A 15,591-nucleotide genomic window follows, 5' to 3' on the forward strand; every position below is an offset into this window, starting at 1 on the left:
TAGCATCATGGCCACCGCACCCGTACTCAACCAGGCAACCAACGGCACGATCAGCCAGGTCATCGGCGCCGTCGTCGACGTGACCTTCGAAGGCGAACTGCCGGCGATTCTCACCGCGCTCGAAACGAAGAACGGCGACAGCACGCTGGTGCTGGAGGTCGCGCAGCACCTCGGCGAGAACACCGTCCGCACGATCGCGATGGACGGCACCGACGGTCTCGTCCGCGGGCAGGAAGTGATCAGCACCGGCGCGCAGATCTCGGTCCCGGTCGGCCCGAAGACGCTCGGCCGCATCATGAACGTCGTCGGCGAACCGATCGACGAGCGCGGCCCCATCGGTGCCGAGCAGACCGCGCCGATCCACGCCGAGGCCCCCGAGTTCGTCGACCAGTCGACCGAGGCGGCCATCCTCGTCACCGGGATCAAGGTCATCGACCTTCTCGCCCCTTACGCCAAGGGCGGCAAGATCGGCCTGTTCGGCGGCGCCGGCGTGGGCAAGACCGTGCTGATCCAGGAACTGATCAACAACATCGCGAAGGGCCACGGCGGCGTGTCGGTCTTCGCCGGCGTGGGTGAGCGTACCCGCGAAGGCAACGACCTCTATCACGAGTTCCTCGACGCCGGCGTCATCGCCAAGGACGCCGAAGGCAATGCCACTTCGGACGGATCGAAGGTGGCGCTCGTCTTCGGCCAGATGAACGAGCCGCCGGGCGCCCGTGCCCGCGTCGCCCTCTCCGGCCTGACGATGGCGGAATACTTCCGCGACCAGGAAGGGCAGGACGTGCTGTTCTTCGTCGACAACATCTTCCGCTTCACCCAGGCGGGTTCGGAAGTGTCGGCGCTGCTCGGCCGCATTCCCTCGGCCGTGGGCTACCAGCCGACGCTGTCGACCGACATGGGCAACCTGCAGGAACGCATCACCTCGACCACCAAGGGCTCGATCACCTCGGTCCAGGCGATCTACGTTCCCGCCGACGACCTTACCGACCCGGCCCCGGCCACCTCGTTCGCCCACCTCGACGCGACCACCACGCTGAGCCGCGCGATTTCCGAACTGGGCATCTACCCGGCGGTGGACCCGCTCGATTCGACTTCGCGTGTTCTCGAACCGCGCGTCGTGGGCCAGGAGCACTACGAAACGGCGCGCAAGGTCCAGGAAACGCTGCAGAAGTACAAGAGCCTGCAGGACATCATCGCCATCCTGGGCATGGACGAGCTGTCGGAAGAGGACAAGCTGACCGTCGCCCGCGCGCGCAAGATCCAGCGCTTCCTGTCGCAGCCGTTCCACGTGGCCGAGGTGTTCACCAACATCCCGGGCGAGTTCGTGCAGCTGGAAGACACGATCAAGTCGTTCAAGGCCGTCGTCGAAGGCGAGTACGACCACCTGCCCGAAGCCGCCTTCTACATGGTCGGCGGCATCGACCAGGCGGTCGCCAAGGCGAAGAAGCTGGCCGACGAGGCCTGATCGCCCGATCGCCGGACCGACCGCCATGCCCGCCTTCCGCCTTCTTCCGTTCGCCCTCTTCGTGGCAACGGGCGCAGGCGTGGCGGGCACGGCACAGGCGGCCAAGCCCGACGCGCTCGGCCCCGCGTTGAGCGAGCTTTGCCCGACTTTCCTGGCGGGCGAAGCCCTGGGGCAGGACGGCGCGGTCGATCCCGCCTTCCTGCGTTACTGGACCGATCACGGTTTCGTCGTGTCCCCCGCCCCCGGCGACTACCTGATCCGGATGCAGCACGACGGCGCCCGTCTGGTCGCGGTCGAGCTGGACGAGGAGGCCGGAACGCCGCGCTGCCGCGTCATGCTGCCCGAAATGGACGCCGACGACGCGCTGGACGCGGTGGGTGATTATTACGCCAAGGTCGGCGTGCGGAAAGGCGGCGCGCGCGAACGGGCCGAAGCCGCCGGCAAGGGCCCGGCCCCGGTCGCGGTTTACCGGAGCGTGGAAAAGGGCGAGACAGTGGCGACCGCCGAGGCGAATGGCGGCACCCTGGTCGTCCGTGTGAAAGAAAGTTGAACGATGGCACTGCATTTCGAACTCGTGACTCCCGCCAAGCTCGTCCGCAGCGAAGACGTCCACATGGTCGTCGTCCCCGGCGCGGAGGGGGAATTCGGCGTGCTTGAAGGGCATGCCCCCTTCATGTCCACGATCCGCGACGGCGCGGTCCAGGTCTACAAGACCGAAGGCGCCGCGCCCGAGGAAATCCAGGTGCGCGGCGGCTTTGCCGAAGTGGGCGAGAACGGCCTCACCGTCCTTGCCGAGCATGTCGAGGGCTGAGCCCGTCGCACCGGCGCGAGATGGAGGGGCGGCTCGCGAGGGCCGCCCTTTTTCGTGGCCGGGGGCCGGCCCGGCCGTATTGCACCCTGAGGCGGCCATTCAGCGTGACGTCACTTCGAACCCGTCATCCCAGGGGCCGATGATCGCCCGATTCCCTGCCCTCCGCGCGCGCCGGGCCCTGGCCCCGGTCGTCGCCGCGCTGCTGGCCGTGGCCGCCGCCGTGCTGGCGGGCTGCGGGCCGCGGGTTGATATCCATTACGTGCCCACGCCCGAGCCGGTGGTCGATGCCATGCTGGACATGGCCGCGATCGAGGAAGGGGACGTGCTCTACGATCTCGGGTCCGGCGACGGGCGCATCCCGATCGCCGCCGCGCGCCAGTTCGGCGTGCGCGCGGTGGGGATCGAGATCGATCCGCGCCTGGTGCGCGAGGCGCGCGCCAATGCGAAGGCCGCGGGTGTCGCGCACCTCGTCGAGTTTCGCGAGGCGGACCTGTTCGCAACCGACTTTTCCGACGCGGACGTCGTCACGCTCTATCTCGGCGACACGCTGAACCTGCGCCTGCGCCCGCAGTTGCTCGAACAACTGGAGCCCGGCGACCGCGTGGTCAGCCACGATTTCGCCATGGGCGACTGGCCCCCGGACGAGAAACGGATCGTGGCCAACCGGCCGGTCTACAAGTGGACCGTGCCCGAAACCTTCATCCCCGGCTTCGGCGGGGTCGATTGAGAGCTTTCAAGCGAGGTTGCAGCGAAACGCCCTGGCGCGCCCCATCAACGCCGGCGTCCGCCACGCACCGGGCCGCCGCGCGTCGGGGCATGGAAGTCGGGCGGCTTGTCGGCAATCCATTCGAGGAACCGCGCCACGGCCGGCTCGCGCACCAGCCGGTCGCGGTCGTCGCCGATGCGGGCCAGCTGGGCATTGGTGAAATGGGCATGGATCGTGCGGTGGCAGATCGGGTGGACGGGAACGGTCGCCCGCCCTTTCCTGGCCCTGGGCACCGGGTGATGCCACTGGACGCGGCTCGCGATCGCACGGTGGCAAAGCCAGCAGGTCGCGCCCTCGTCATCCCCCGGCATCGGCGCGCGCCGTCTCTTCGGTGAACAGCTCGTCCTCGCGCGTCATCGCGCGCCCGGCCGCCTCGTACTGGATGGGCAGGTCGGCCGCGCCCCCCTGGCACACATGCATCTGCGCGAACCGCCCTTCGCGCAGGACGACGAGGCCGTCGCGGATCGCGGGATAATTGGGCTCCCCCGCGGTGAAATTGGTCCGCACCATGCGGCTGAAGACGACATGGCGCCAGGGGCCGTCGTCGAACGCGATCTGCGCCTCCCCGCCCCCCGAATAGGGCACGGTGGCAAAGCGCGGGGGCGGCCCCTCGGGCGTGGGAAGGACGAGGTGCGCGGCGCCCCGCCCGAAGGAATAGCGGACCCGGGGCACGCCGCCGTCGCCGGTGGCCACGCAGACGGAGAGCACGCGCCCGTCCGCCACCGTGCAGTGGAATATCGGTTCGGCCTGCGCCCCGCAGCGCGCGGCCAGCGCCGGGGCCGGTTCGACCCGCTCGCCCTGGCCCGCGCCGCCACAGGCCGCGAGGGCCGGCAGCGCGAGCAGGGCCGGCAGGCGGATCACTTGCCCTCGCCTGCCTTCTTCTTCTTCTTCATCGTATCGTGGAAGCGGTCGGCCCAGCCCGGCTTCACCAGCTGTTCGGCGCGCACCATGCGCAGTTCACCGTCGTCGACGTCGCGGCTCACCGCGCTGCCGGCGGCGACGATCGCGTCGGCCCCGATCCGCACCGGGGCAATCAGCGCGCTGTTGCTGCCGATGAAGGCGCGCGGGCCGATCACGGTCTTGTACTTGAAATAGCCGTCGTAATTGCAGGTGATCGTGCCGGCGCCGATATTGGCGCCCGCCCCCACTTCGGCATCGCCAAGGTAGGTCAGGTGATTGGCCTTGGCCCCTTCGCCCAGCACGGCCTTCTTCATCTCGACGAAGTTGCCGACCTTGCTCCCCCTTTCCATCACCGCGCCGGGGCGCAGGCGGGCATAGGGGCCGACCTCGCAGCCGGGGCCGATCTCCGCCCCCTCGATATGGCTGAAGGCGCGGATCGTGGTGCCGTCGGCGACTTTCGCGCCCGGGCCGAACACGACGTTGGGTTCGATCGTCACGTCGCGGCCGATCTCGGTATCGTAGCTGAAGAACACCGTTTCGGGCGCGCGGAGCGAGGCGCCGTTCGCCATTGCCTCCTCGCGCTTCATTTCCTGCCACTGCGCCTCGGCCCGCGCCAGCTCGGCGCGGCTGTTGATGCCGGCCACTTCGTCCGGCCGGTCGGTCACGACCACCGCGCTGTGGCGCCCGTCCTCGCGGGCGACGTTGACCACGTCGACCAGGTAGTATTCGCCCTGGCTGTTGTCGTTGCCGACCCGCCCGAGCAGGTCGAACATGTCGGCGGCCCGCGCGGCCATCAGGCCCGAATTGCACAGGCGGCAGGCCCGCTCCGCCTCGGTCGCGTCCTTGTGCTCGACCATCTTCTCGATCCGGCCATCCGCGTCGGCGATCACGCGGCCGTATTGCAGGGCATCGACGGGTTCGAACCCGAGGACGACGACCGCCGGCGCATCGTCGGCATGGAGCCGGTCGAGCATGGCGCGCATCGTCTCCGCCCGCACGAAAGGCACGTCGCCGTAAAGGATCAGGACATCGCCCTCGAACCCGTCGAGGCTACCCTGCGCCTGCTGCACCGCGTGGCCGGTGCCCAGCTGCGGTTCCTGCAGGCAGGTCTCGGCCCGCCCGGCCAGCGCGCTTTCCAGCTGGTCGCGCCCGCTGCCGACGACGACGACCGTGCGCGCCGGCCCCAGCTCCGCCGCGGAGGCCATCAGGTGATCGATCATCGGCCGCCCGGCGATCGGGTGGAGGACCTTGTGCAGGCCCGACTTCATGCGCGTGCCCTTGCCCGCGGCAAGGATGACCGTTGCAAACTCTCTCATGCCCTGCCCCTTGCCAGCAAACGCTTGCGGTTTGAAGAACCTTGCGCCACCCCGCCCGCCATGGCGGATTTTCCTTTCGACGTCGTCGGCTTCGATCTCGACGGCACGCTCCTCGAAACGCATCGCGATCTCGGCGCGGCGGTGAACCACGCGCTGGCGCTGGGCGGGTTCGAAGTCGCCCCGGCGGACAGCGCGAAGGACCTGATCGGCGGCGGCGCCAAGATCATGCTACGGCGCGCGATCGACGACCAGGGCGGCATGGCGGACGACGATTTTCACGCGCTCTACAAGAAGATGCTGGCCTTCTACGGTGCCAACAGCGCGGTCCACACGCGCCCCTATCCCGGCGCGGTCGAGGTGCTGGACGAACTGGCCGCGCGCGGCGTGCGCGTGGGGGTGGTGACCAACAAGTTCGGAGGCTTCGCCCGCGATATCCTGGGGGCGCTGGGCCTTGCCGACCGGTTCGACTGCGTGATCGGGGGCGACAGCCTGGGCCGCGATGCGGCGGGGCGGCGGCGGGCCAAGCCCGCGCCCGACCCGATTCTGGAAGCGCGCGCGTGCTGCGGCGGCGGGCGCATGGCCTACGTCGGCGACAGTTCCTACGACGTGCGCGCGGCGCGCGCGGCGGGGGTGCCGGTGGTCGCGGCCTGTTACGGCTATTGCGATCTCCCGCGCGAGGAACTGGGCGCAGACGCGATGATCGATTCGTTCGCGGAGCTGATCCCGGCGCTGGAAGCGCTCTGACCCGGCCGCGCCGGCGGCCCGCTGCGGCCGGTGACCCTACGGCAACACGCTCTGCCGCGGACACGGTTGCATCGCCGCGCGGAACCTGCCACCCCGCGCCAGATTGACGCAAACGTAAGGCCCGCGAGGGCTGTTGCACAGGAGAGAGAGCTCATGAGCATCGATTTCAAGGACAAGGTCGCGATCGTCACCGGCGCCGGCGGCGGGCTGGGCCGCGAATATGCGCTGGAGCTGGCGCGGCGCGGGGCGAAAGTCGTCGTCAACGACCTGGGCGGATCGCGCGACGGCACCGGGTCGTCCGACGCGGCAGCCCAGGTGGTCGAGGAAATCGAGAAGGCCGGCGGCACCGCGATGGCGAACGGCGGATCGGTGACCGAATACGAACAGATGGAAAAGATGGTCGCCGACGCCAAGCAGAAGTGGGGCGGCGTGCACGTGCTGATCAACAACGCGGGCGTCCTGCGCGACAAGACCTTCGCCAAGATGGACCCGGCCGATTTCGAATTCGTGGTCAAGGTCCACCTGACCGGTTCCGCCTTCGCGACCAAGGCCTGCTGGGAAACCTTCCGCGAGCAGGCCTATGGCCGCGTGCTGATGACCGCGTCCTCCACCGGCCTGTTCGGCAACTTCGGCCAGGCCAACTACGGCGCGGCCAAGCTGGGCCTGGCCGGCCTCACCAAGACGCTTCAGCTCGAAGGCGCGAAGTACAACATCAAGGTCAACACGCTCAGCCCGGTTGCCGGGACGCGCATGACCGAAGATCTCTTCCCCGAAGAGGCGTTCAAGCTGTTCGACCCGGTCAACGTGGTCCCCGCCGCGCTCTTCCTGGTGAGCGAGGATGCCCCGACCAATGCCATCGTCGGCGCGGGCGCCGGCGGGTTCCACTCGGCCTGGGTCGTGATGAACGACGCCGTCTGGCTGAAGGAAGACGAGCGGACCGTCGAAGGTTTCGCCGCAAACTGGGACAGGATCTCGGGCATGAACAACCTCCAGGCCCCGCAGTCCGGCTCCGAACAGTCGGGCGCGATCCTCAAGGCGATGCAGGGCGTTCTGGGCGGCGACGCGGCCCCCTCCTCCGCCCGCGGGTAACCGCTTCTCGCGAAGATCGGCGACGGGCGCTGGCCGGCAGGTGCGCCCGTCGCCGCGACTTTCGCCGCCCGCGCCGCTGCGCGGGCGCAGGTCAGCCGGAAACGGGCTTGAGCAGCTTGCGCTCGATCGGCGCGAGCACGCCGGCCAGCTCGTGACCGCGCTTCAGCACCTGGCCGTGTTCGCCGAACAGGGTCCACATCCCCTGCCGGTTACGCAGCGCGGGGCGTTTCTCGATCCGCGCCTGCGGGCGCTCGGTCGCGCGGCGAAAGGCTGCGAAGGTCGCGGCATCGCGCGCGAAATCCATCGCGTAGTCGCGCCACTGGCCGGCGGCGACCATGCGGCCATAGAGGTCGAGTATCCGCTGCAGCTCGTCGCGGTGGAACGCCACCTGGTTCGGCTGGCGCCCGGGAAAGGCGACGATATTGGCAGGGGCCGCGCCCCCTGCCCCCGGCGGCGCCATCAGCTGTCCGTCCCGCTGCGCCGGGCAGGCTCGCCCCCGCCTGCGCGCAGCTGGTCCAGCTCGGCCCGCAGGTCAGCCACCTGGCGTTCCAGTTCGGCCATGCGGCCGGCGCCGTTCGCGCCGATTTCCTCGCAAGGTTCGTCGCACGGGGTGCCGTAGGGGATGAACTCGCGCAGCCATTCCTCCGCCGGGACGAGGGTGGAGCGGGCTTTCAGGCCGATCATCGTCGCCCCGTCGGGCACGTCGTCGGTAACCACGGCATTGGCGCCGATGCGCGCGCGTTCGCCCAGCGTGATCGGGCCGATGATCTGCGCGCCCGATCCGATGATCACCCCGTCGCGCACGGTCGGGTGGCGCTTGCCCCCCTTGCCGTTGGCAGGGTTCGTCCCGCCCAGCGTCACGCATTGGTAAATCGTCACGTCATCGCCGATTTCCGCCGTTTCGCCGATCACGGTAAAGCCGTGGTCGATGAACAGGTTGCGGCCGATCCTGGCGCCGGGATGGATGTCGATCGCGGTCAGCCAGCGCGAGAAGTGGTTGACCAGCCGGGCGAGGAAATAGAGCCGCGCCTGGAACAGCCAGTGCGCCAGGCGGTGCAGGCCCACGGCCAGGACGCCGGGATAGAGCAGCACCTCCCAGCGCGATCGCGGCGCGGGATCGCGCGCCTGGATCGAGTCGAGATAGGCAAGCAGGCGGTCGAACATCGGCCCGATAGTCCCATTTCCGGCCCGGCGAGGCAAGCCGGGGCTAGTTCGGGGGGTCAAAGTCGAGCTTTTGCTGCTCCGGCCCCATTACCGCCGCGAGCGCATCGCGCCAGATCGACATCGTCGCCGGCGCCTTGCGCTCGAGGCTAAGCCGGTCGATCGCCGCGACCAGCCGCTCGATACCCGCGAAGCCGCGTTCGGCCCGGGGCACGAGATAGGTAAGCGCGCCTTCGCCCAGCGCAAGGCCGCGCTGGGCGGCATGGGCCTCTATCAGGTCGGCGACCATGGCATCGTCGGGCACGCCGATCTCCAGCGTCAGCGCGGCACCGATGCGGCTGCGCAAGTCGGGCAGGGCAATGGTCCATGCCGGCGCCCGCGCCGTCAGCAACAAGGGCCGGCCTTCCTCCTGCGCGCGGTTCCAGCGGTGGAACAGGGCGGTCTCGTCGAGCCGGTCGGCATCGTCGATCGCCTCGCCCTGCCCGCTGGCGGCGAACCAGCGCGCGAACAGCGACTTGCCCGCGCGCGGCGGGCCGAGCAGGACCGCGGTGCCGAACGGCCAGCCGGCCGGTTCCTGCAAGGCGTCGGCCACGTGGCGGTTGGCATTGCCCAGCACGATCCGCGCGGGATCGCCGCGCCTGCGCACCACCAGGGGCAGGGCAATCTGCGACATGCCCCGGGCCTAGCGGCTGATGGCCAGCGAATTGCCCGACTGGCGCACGGCAAAGCCCCGCGCGCGCAGCGCGGCGGCGAGCTGGTCGAGGGTGCCCGTGAAAGTGACCGCCATGACCGAACTGCCCCCGATCGCGGTGCTGGTGACCGCCGTTCCGCGCACGCCCGGCGCCGCGCGAACACCGGCCAGCGAGGCGTCGAAGGCGCCCGCGTCGGGCGTGGCGAACTGGACCGAGTAAGTCGTCGCCTGGACCGGCTGTTCCGGCTGGTCGGGGGCGGCCGGCGTCTCGCCCGCGGCTTCCTGCGTCGCGGCCTGTTCGCGCGCGGCGGCCGCGGCCCGCTCGCGCGCGAGGGCCGTGCGGCCGATCTCGATCAGGCGCTGCAGGGCAGGCTCCGCCTCCACCGATCCGAGGTCCAGCGTCGGGTCGGGCTTCAGCTTGCCTTCGGCCAGCGCGCGTTCGAAGATCGTGTTGAACCGCGCGACCGCGCGCTCCAGCATCGGTTGCAGTTCCTCGGGGCTCTCGGCCCGCATGGCGAAGCTGTCGAGATATGTATTGTCGGGGCCGTAACGGGCGGTGAAGGTCCCCTCCACCGGGCCACCGGGCCATTGGTATTCGAGATGCGCGACCGGCACCAGGACGTCGGCGGCGCTGAACTGGTCGAGCACGTTGCGCCACCACAGGCGGCTGCGCCGCCCCGTCTGGCCAAAGTTGATCAGCAGCGAATCGCCCCCTGCCCCGGACGGGCGGACGTAATTGATCCGGCTCGACCCGGTCTGGTACTCGGCCCAGGCGCGCTGCCACGGGTTGCGCGCCTCGTAAACGGTGTAGGCCCCGGCCGAACGCGTGACGGGGACCAGCAGCATCGGCGCCGATCCCGGGCCGCGCCCGCTCGCCCCCAGCATCGATCCGGCCCGGCCACGGTCGAACGTGACGCCGAGCCGCGCGATATAGCGGCGCGGGCCGATCTTCTCGTCTTCGATCACCATGGCGACGACCAGGCCCTGCAGCTGGCTGTCCGAAATGCTCGGCCCGCCCAGCTTTTCCCAGGCCTTGCGCTGGGCCTCGCGCCAGCCTTTCTCGCGCGCGTCCTCGGCATTGTCGCCGCGCACGTCCACCTCGATCCCGCCAATGTCGATATCGCCGGTGCTGGCGATCGGCGCGATGCCGCGTTCCCCCTCGACCTGCGCCCACAGCGCCGCGCCGCCCGCCGCGCAGGCGAGAACGGCCGCGAAGATCAGCGAAGGGCGCGGGAGGCGGGAGAGCGAAAGGGTATGGGCCATAGGGGAAAACTCGCGGCCTTTTGCCGAAACGGGCATGGAAATCCAAGCGCGAAAGTCTAAAGCGCTTAGCCGATGTCAGAGCAAGAAAACACGTCCGGCGGCTACACCTATGCCCAGGCCGGTGTCTCGATCGACGCGGGCAATGCCCTCGTCAAGGCTATCGGCCCGCTGGTCAAGGCGACCGCGCGCCCCGGCGCCGATGGCGAGATCGGCGGCTTCGGCGGGTTCTTCGATCCCCGCGCGGCCGGCTATCGCGATCCCCTGCTGGTCGCCGCGAACGACGGCGTCGGCACGAAGCTGAAACTGGCGATCGATCACGACCTGCACGACACGGTCGGCATCGACCTGGTGGCCATGTGCGTCAACGACCTGATCGTCCAGGGCGCGGAGCCGCTGTTCTTCCTCGACTATTTCGCGACCGGCAAGCTGGAGACCGGCGTGGCGGAGCGGGTCATCGCCGGCATTGCCGCGGGCTGCCGCGAAGCTGGCTGCGCGCTGATCGGCGGCGAGACCGCCGAAATGCCGGGCATGTACGCCCCCGGCGATTACGACCTGGCAGGTTTCTGCGTCGGCGCGGTCGAGCGCGGCGAACAGCTGACCGGCGAAGGCGTGCGCCCGGGCCAGGTCCTGCTGGGGCTGGCCAGTTCGGGCGTCCATTCCAACGGCTATTCGCTCGTCCGCCGGCTGGCGGCCGACAAGCAGTGGAAGCTCGACGCCCCCGCGCCCTTCGACGCGCAGCGCACGCTGGTCGAAACGCTGATCGCGCCGACCCGGATCTACGTGAAGGCGCTGCTGCCCGCGATCCGCGCGGGGAAGATCGCCGCGCTCGCGCATGTCACCGGCGGCGGCCTGCTGGAGAACATTCCCCGCGTCCTGCCCGCGGGCGCCCATGCGGCGGTCGATGCCGATGGCTGGGAACAGCCGCCGGTCATGGCCTTCCTCCAGGCCGAAGGCGCGATCGCCCCGGCGGAGATGGCGCGCACGTTCAACTGCGGCGTCGGCATGGTCCTGGTCGTGGAAGAAGGCGCGGCCGACCAGGTCGCCCGCGAACTCGCCGATGCGGGGGAACGCGTCGTGCGGGTCGGCACGATCGAGGCGGGCGAACGCGGCTGCACCGTGCGCGGCAGCGCGGGGACCTGGCAGGCGGACGAGGCGTGGGAGGCGCGCCACATTGCCTGACGACACGCGCCCCCGCGCCCGGGTCGCCGTGCTCGTATCGGGCAAGGGGACCAACATGGCCGCCCTGCTCTACGCCTCGCGCCTGCCGGGGGCAGCCTACGAGATCGTCCTCGTCGCCAGCAACGACCCGGCGGCGGAAGCGCTTGCCCTGGCCGAGGCGGAGGGCGTGCCGACTTTCGCCCTCGCCCACCGCGGCATGAAACGCGCCGAGCACGACGCGGCGATGGACGCGGCGATCCGCGAAGCCGGGGCCGAATATGTCGTCCTGGCCGGGTACATGCGCATCCTTGGCCCGGCCATCGTCGCCGCGTGGGAGGGGAAGATGCTCAACATCCACCCCTCGCTCCTGCCCCGCTATCCCGGGCTCGACACCCATGCCCGCGCGATCGCGGCGGGCGACAGCCACGCCGGCGCCTCGGTCCATCTCGTGACCGACGATCTCGACATGGGCGAAGTCCTGGGCCGGGCCGAAGTCGCGATCCTGCCCGGCGACACGGCGGAAACCCTGGCCGAGCGGGTCAAGCTCGCCGAACACCAGCTCTATCCCCGCGTCCTGGGCGACTATGTCGCGCGCCCGTTCGACCCGGAATGGCTGGTGGCGCAAGTGCGCGAACGCGCGATGGCCCTGCCCCGCGCGGAGGAGACGGTGAGCCACGGAATGCCCTGTTTCGGGATCGAGAAGGGCAAGAAATTCGCCTGGGTCAGCGTCGATCGCCACGGCGACGCGGCGACCGCGCTGCTGGCGAAGATCAGCGGCGCCGACGAGCAGGAGCAGCTGATCGAGAACGATCCGCGACGCTATTACCGGCCGCCCTATTTCGGCGACGGCTGGATCGGGATCCGGCTGGACCTGGGCGATACCGACTGGGACGCGGTCGACGGCTGGATCCGGCGCAGCTGGCGCGCGGTGGCGCCCAGGTCGCTCACCGGCCTGATCGACGCGGCCGACGCGTTCTGACATCGCGCCCCGGCCCGCCCCCTCTCGACGGGGCCGGCCGGCAAGGCTACCCACCGCTGCCATGGATATTCTCGTTTCGACCGGCTGGCTGGCGGACAACCTCGCCCGCGTGGCCGTGATCGACGCCAGCAAGCACCTCCCCGCGGCCGGACGCAATGCCCGGGCGGAATTCGCCGCAGGGCACATTCCCGGCGCGCGCTTCCTCGACCTCGCGAGCCTGCAGGACGATAGCTCCCCCGTGCCGGCCGCCGTGCCCCGGGGGGCGCAGTTCGCGCAGCGGCTGGCCGCGCTGGGGGTGGAAAGCGGGTGCCCGGTCGTCCTGTACGACGACAGCGCCCTGCGCAGCGCGGCGCGGGCCTGGTTCCTGTTCCGCCTCTTCGGATGCGCCGAGGTCGCGATCCTCGATGGCGGGCTGGCGAAATGGCGGGCCGAAGGGCGCGCGCTGGAAACCGGCGAGGCGAACCATGCGCCCTGCCCCGCCGGCGCACCGCGCGATCCCGATGCCGCCCGCCTGCGAACGCGGGCGCAAGTCCTCGCCAGCCTGGCCGACCCGCGCGAGCAGATCGTCGACGCGCGCGACGCGGACCGCTTCACCGGGGCGGCGCAGGACACCGTCCACGGCCTGCCCGGCGGCCACATCCCCGGCGCGCGCCACCTGCACTACCGCGACCTGCTGAACGACGACGGGACATTCCGCCCGCGCGACGATCTACGCGCCGCCTTCGATGCGGCAGGCGTCGATCTCGATCGCCCGGTCACGGCCAGCTGCGGCAGCGGGGTGACCGCGGCGGTCGTGCTTTTCGCCCTCGCCCTGCTGGGCAAGGAGGACGCCGCGCTCTACGATGGCAGCTGGAGCGAATGGGCGGCCGATCCCGATCTGCCGCGCGAAACGGGGGCCCCGGCATGAGCGCGAAGAACGACAGCGGCGCGAGCGGCAAGGGCGGGCCGCACACCCGCCTCGCGGCGGCCGGGCGGCGGCCGGAATGGACCGGCCCGGTGGTCAACCCGCCCGTCTGGCGCGCGAGCACGCACCTCTATCCCGACACCGCGGCGTTGAAGGAAGGCGGCAGGACGAACGAGGACGGCCGGTTCTTCTACGGCCGGCGCGGCGCGCCCACCCAGTGGGCCCTGGCAGAGGCGCTGACCGCGATCGAACCGGGCGCGGCGGGCACGGTTCTCTATCCCAGCGGGGTCGCCGCGATTGCCGGCGCGCTTCTGGCCGTGCTCAAGCCCGGCGACGTCCTGCTAGTGACCGACAATGCCTATGAACCCAGCCGGGTCATGGCCAATGGCCTGCTTCGCCGCATGGGGGTGGAGGCACGCTTCTTCGACCCGCGCGACGTCGACGGCTTCGCCGCGCAGTTCTGCGAGCGGACGAAAGCGGTGCTGCTGGAAAGCCCGGGCAGCCTGACGATGGAAGTCTGCGACGTTCCGGCACTGGCCGCCATCGCGCGCGAGAAAGGCGCGGTCAGCCTGATCGACAACACCTGGGCCTCCCCCCTCGGCTTTCCCGCGCTCGAACGGGGATGCGACATCGCGATCACCAGCCTGACCAAGCATGTCGGCGGCCATTCGGACCTGATGATGGGCGCGGCCAGCGGCGGGGAGCGGTGGTATCGCCGCCTGCGCCAGACCGCGCAGGCCCTCGGCCAGGTCGTCTCGCCCGACGACGCCGCGCTCGCGCTGCGCGGGCTGCGCACGATGGGCCTGCGGCTCGAACGCTCCGCCGCCACCGCGCTGGCGCTTGCCGAATGGCTCGAAGGCCGGGACGAAGTGGCCCACGTGCTCTGCCCGATGCTGCCCGGCTCACCCGGCCACGAGCTGTGGCGGCGCGACTTCGCCGGAGGCTGCGGCCTGTTCAGTTTCATCTTCGCGTCCGACGACGCGGAAGCGGCCGACCGTTTCGTCGATGCGCTTTCGCTGTTCGGGATCGGGTTCAGCTGGGGCGGGTTCGAAAGTCTCGCCCTGCCGATCGACCCCGCGAAAGTCCGCACCGCCAGCGCCTGGCCGCCCGCCGGCTGGGCGCCCGGCCACCGCCGCGGCGTGCGCCTGTCGGTGGGGCTGGAGGACCCGGCGGACCTCGTCGCGGACATGGAGCAGGCATTTACCGGCACGAGGCAAGCATGACCCAGCCCCTTCCCACCGCATCGCCCGAGGCCGAAGCCGCGACCGACGGCGCCGCCCTGCCCGACCCCGCCGGGGGCACCGCCGCGGCGGATGCGCCCGCCACCGCGGCTGCCGCGGCGCCCGTCCCGAGCCCGGCCCCCGCCGAGCCGGTCGGCGCGGCCGAGGATCTCGCGCAGGCCGTGGCGTCGAAGAGCGAGACGGTCGGCGGCGTGGTCGAGACGCTCGATGCGCTCGCCCTCAGCGTGGGCGACATGCGCATCTCGCTGTGGGACGCGCTGGTGGTGACCGCGGTGATCGTCGGCATCTACCTGCTCGCGCTGTTCGGCAGCAAGCTGGCGCGCGCCGTGCTGCGCCGGATCTCGCGCTTCGATTCGACGCAGCAGCTCCTGGCGGAAAAGCTGGTCTCGATCACGGTCTGGACCATCGCCGTCCTGCTCGGCATCGACGTTCTCGGGATCGACCTCACCGCGCTTGCCGTCTTCTCCGGCGCGTTCGGCCTCGCGATCGGTTTCGGCCTGCAGAAGACCTTCGGCAACCTGATCGCCGGGATCATCCTGCTGATGGACCGGTCGATCAAGCCGGGGGACGTGATCGCGATCGCCGACCAGGCAGGCAATTCGACCTTCGGGCAGATCCGCAAGATCGGCATTCGCGCGGTCTCGCTGACCACGCGCGACCAGAAGGAATACCTGATCCCGAACGAGAACCTGATGATCAACCAGGTTGAAAACTGGTCCTATTCCTCGCGCAACGTCAGGGTCCAGGTGCCGGTGGGCGTGTCGTACAACTGCGATCTCGACCTGGCCGAGAAGCTGATGCTGGAGGCCGCGCGCGCCGCCCCGCGGGTGCTCGACACCCCGCCGCCGACGGTCTGGCTGGACCAGTACGGCGCAAGCTCGGTCGATTTCGTCATCCACTGCTGGATCACCGACCCGGAAGCCGGGATCGGCAACGTGCGATCGCAGGTGCTGAAGAACCTGTGGAACCTGTTCCAGCGCGAAGGGATCGAGATCCCCTTCCCCCAGCGCGACATCAACTTGCGCGGAAACGAGCAGTTCGAACAGCTTATCGCGGCCATCTCACAACGCCTGGAAACCCGCGAAAGCTAGGCTTGCGAGGCC

At 70.3% G+C, this 15,591-nt stretch carries 18 protein-coding genes; 11 read left to right on the top strand and 7 right to left on the bottom strand.

The annotated features are described in order from the left end of the window. Window positions 1–7: 7 nt before the first annotated feature. From atpD to GRI72_RS09775, 4 genes are all read left to right on the top strand, one after another. Entirely contained in the window at window positions 8–1,465 is a 1,458-nt protein-coding gene (atpD, locus tag GRI72_RS09760) for a F0F1 ATP synthase subunit beta (protein ID WP_160733739.1), read from the top strand. 61 nt (window positions 1,466–1,526) lie between these two features. Next, the gene (locus GRI72_RS09765) at window positions 1,527–2,015 is read left to right on the top strand and encodes a hypothetical protein (protein ID WP_160733740.1); all 489 of its coding nucleotides are present in this window, start codon (window positions 1,527–1,529) and stop codon (window positions 2,013–2,015) included. Window positions 2,016–2,018: 3 nt separating this feature from the next. Continuing rightward, the gene (locus GRI72_RS09770; protein WP_129523147.1) at window positions 2,019–2,276 is read left to right on the top strand and encodes an ATP synthase F1 subunit epsilon; all 258 of its coding nucleotides are present in this window, start codon (window positions 2,019–2,021) and stop codon (window positions 2,274–2,276) included. Between the two features lie 139 nt (window positions 2,277–2,415). Further along, complete coding sequence (locus tag GRI72_RS09775) at window positions 2,416–3,003, top strand: SAM-dependent methyltransferase (protein WP_160733741.1); 588 nt, start codon at window positions 2,416–2,418, stop codon at window positions 3,001–3,003. Window positions 3,004–3,047: 44 nt separating this feature from the next. Here the strand turns inward: GRI72_RS09775 and GRI72_RS09780 are convergent, their stop codons facing one another. The 3 genes from GRI72_RS09780 to glmU are packed head-to-tail and all read right to left on the bottom strand — an operon-like array spanning window position 3,048 to window position 5,258. After that, entirely contained in the window at window positions 3,048–3,353 is a 306-nt protein-coding gene (locus tag GRI72_RS09780; RefSeq protein ID WP_160733742.1) for an HNH endonuclease, read from the bottom strand. After that, window positions 3,340–3,903 carry a hypothetical protein gene (locus tag GRI72_RS09785; protein WP_160733743.1) on the bottom strand — a complete coding sequence of 188 codons (564 nt, stop codon included), beginning with the start codon at window positions 3,901–3,903 and terminating at the stop codon, window positions 3,340–3,342. The genes GRI72_RS09780 and GRI72_RS09785 overlap by 14 nt, the downstream gene beginning before the upstream one ends. After that, window positions 3,900–5,258: a bifunctional UDP-N-acetylglucosamine diphosphorylase/glucosamine-1-phosphate N-acetyltransferase GlmU gene (gene glmU, locus GRI72_RS09790; RefSeq protein ID WP_160733744.1), complete on the bottom strand. Its 1,359-nt coding sequence runs from the start codon at window positions 5,256–5,258 to the stop codon at window positions 3,900–3,902. The genes GRI72_RS09785 and glmU overlap by 4 nt, the downstream gene beginning before the upstream one ends. Window positions 5,259–5,318: 60 nt before the next feature. Here glmU and GRI72_RS09795 point away from each other — a divergent pair, with 60 nt between their 5' ends. Together GRI72_RS09795 and GRI72_RS09800 are read left to right on the top strand one after the other, a co-directional pair. Continuing rightward, window positions 5,319–6,002 carry an HAD family hydrolase gene (locus tag GRI72_RS09795; protein ID WP_160733745.1) on the top strand — a complete coding sequence of 228 codons (684 nt, stop codon included), beginning with the start codon at window positions 5,319–5,321 and terminating at the stop codon, window positions 6,000–6,002. A 153-nt stretch (window positions 6,003–6,155) separates the two neighbouring features. Further along, on the top strand, window positions 6,156–7,091 hold the full coding sequence (locus tag GRI72_RS09800) for an SDR family NAD(P)-dependent oxidoreductase (RefSeq protein ID WP_160733746.1): 936 nt from the start codon (window positions 6,156–6,158) through the stop codon (window positions 7,089–7,091). Window positions 7,092–7,182: 91 nt separating this feature from the next. Here the strand turns inward: GRI72_RS09800 and GRI72_RS09805 are convergent, their stop codons facing one another. The 4 genes from GRI72_RS09805 to GRI72_RS09820 are packed head-to-tail and all read right to left on the bottom strand — an operon-like array spanning window position 7,183 to window position 10,206. Then, window positions 7,183–7,551: a DUF2794 domain-containing protein gene (locus GRI72_RS09805; protein WP_160733747.1), complete on the bottom strand. Its 369-nt coding sequence runs from the start codon at window positions 7,549–7,551 to the stop codon at window positions 7,183–7,185. Then, window positions 7,551–8,255, bottom strand: a complete 705-nt coding sequence (epsC, locus tag GRI72_RS09810; RefSeq protein ID WP_160733748.1) for a serine O-acetyltransferase EpsC — start codon at window positions 8,253–8,255, stop codon at window positions 7,551–7,553. The genes GRI72_RS09805 and epsC overlap by 1 nt, the downstream gene beginning before the upstream one ends. Before the next feature lie 43 nt (window positions 8,256–8,298). Next, window positions 8,299–8,925 carry a P-loop NTPase family protein gene (locus GRI72_RS09815; RefSeq protein ID WP_160733749.1) on the bottom strand — a complete coding sequence of 209 codons (627 nt, stop codon included), beginning with the start codon at window positions 8,923–8,925 and terminating at the stop codon, window positions 8,299–8,301. 9 nt (window positions 8,926–8,934) lie between these two features. Continuing rightward, window positions 8,935–10,206 (bottom strand): heavy-metal-associated domain-containing protein, encoded by a 1,272-nt coding sequence (locus GRI72_RS09820; RefSeq protein ID WP_160733750.1) that lies wholly within the window; start codon window positions 10,204–10,206, stop codon window positions 8,935–8,937. 72 nt (window positions 10,207–10,278) lie between these two features. Between GRI72_RS09820 and purM the strand changes: the two genes are divergently transcribed. The 5 genes from purM to GRI72_RS09845 all read left to right on the top strand — a co-directional run bounded on the left by purM (window position 10,279) and on the right by GRI72_RS09845 (window position 15,579). Further along, window positions 10,279–11,385: a phosphoribosylformylglycinamidine cyclo-ligase gene (gene purM / locus GRI72_RS09825; protein ID WP_160733751.1), complete on the top strand. Its 1,107-nt coding sequence runs from the start codon at window positions 10,279–10,281 to the stop codon at window positions 11,383–11,385. Further along, the gene (gene purN, locus GRI72_RS09830) at window positions 11,378–12,343 is read left to right on the top strand and encodes a phosphoribosylglycinamide formyltransferase (protein ID WP_202389082.1); all 966 of its coding nucleotides are present in this window, start codon (window positions 11,378–11,380) and stop codon (window positions 12,341–12,343) included. The genes purM and purN overlap by 8 nt, the downstream gene beginning before the upstream one ends. 61 nt (window positions 12,344–12,404) lie before the next feature. Continuing rightward, window positions 12,405–13,250, top strand: coding sequence for a sulfurtransferase (locus GRI72_RS09835; RefSeq protein WP_160733753.1), 846 nt, complete (start codon window positions 12,405–12,407; stop codon window positions 13,248–13,250). Continuing rightward, a complete protein-coding gene (gene metC / locus GRI72_RS09840; protein ID WP_237487049.1) occupies window positions 13,247–14,470 on the top strand; it encodes a cystathionine beta-lyase in 1,224 nt (407 codons plus the stop codon). The genes GRI72_RS09835 and metC overlap by 4 nt, the downstream gene beginning before the upstream one ends. After that, window positions 14,467–15,579, top strand: coding sequence for a mechanosensitive ion channel family protein (locus GRI72_RS09845; protein ID WP_160733755.1), 1,113 nt, complete (start codon window positions 14,467–14,469; stop codon window positions 15,577–15,579). Before metC ends, GRI72_RS09845 begins: the two co-directional genes overlap by 4 nt. Window positions 15,580–15,591: the final 12 nt, after the last annotated feature.

It is taken from the genome of Pelagerythrobacter marinus (assembly GCF_009827515.1).
Lineage (GTDB): Bacteria > Pseudomonadota > Alphaproteobacteria > Sphingomonadales > Sphingomonadaceae > Pelagerythrobacter > Pelagerythrobacter marinus.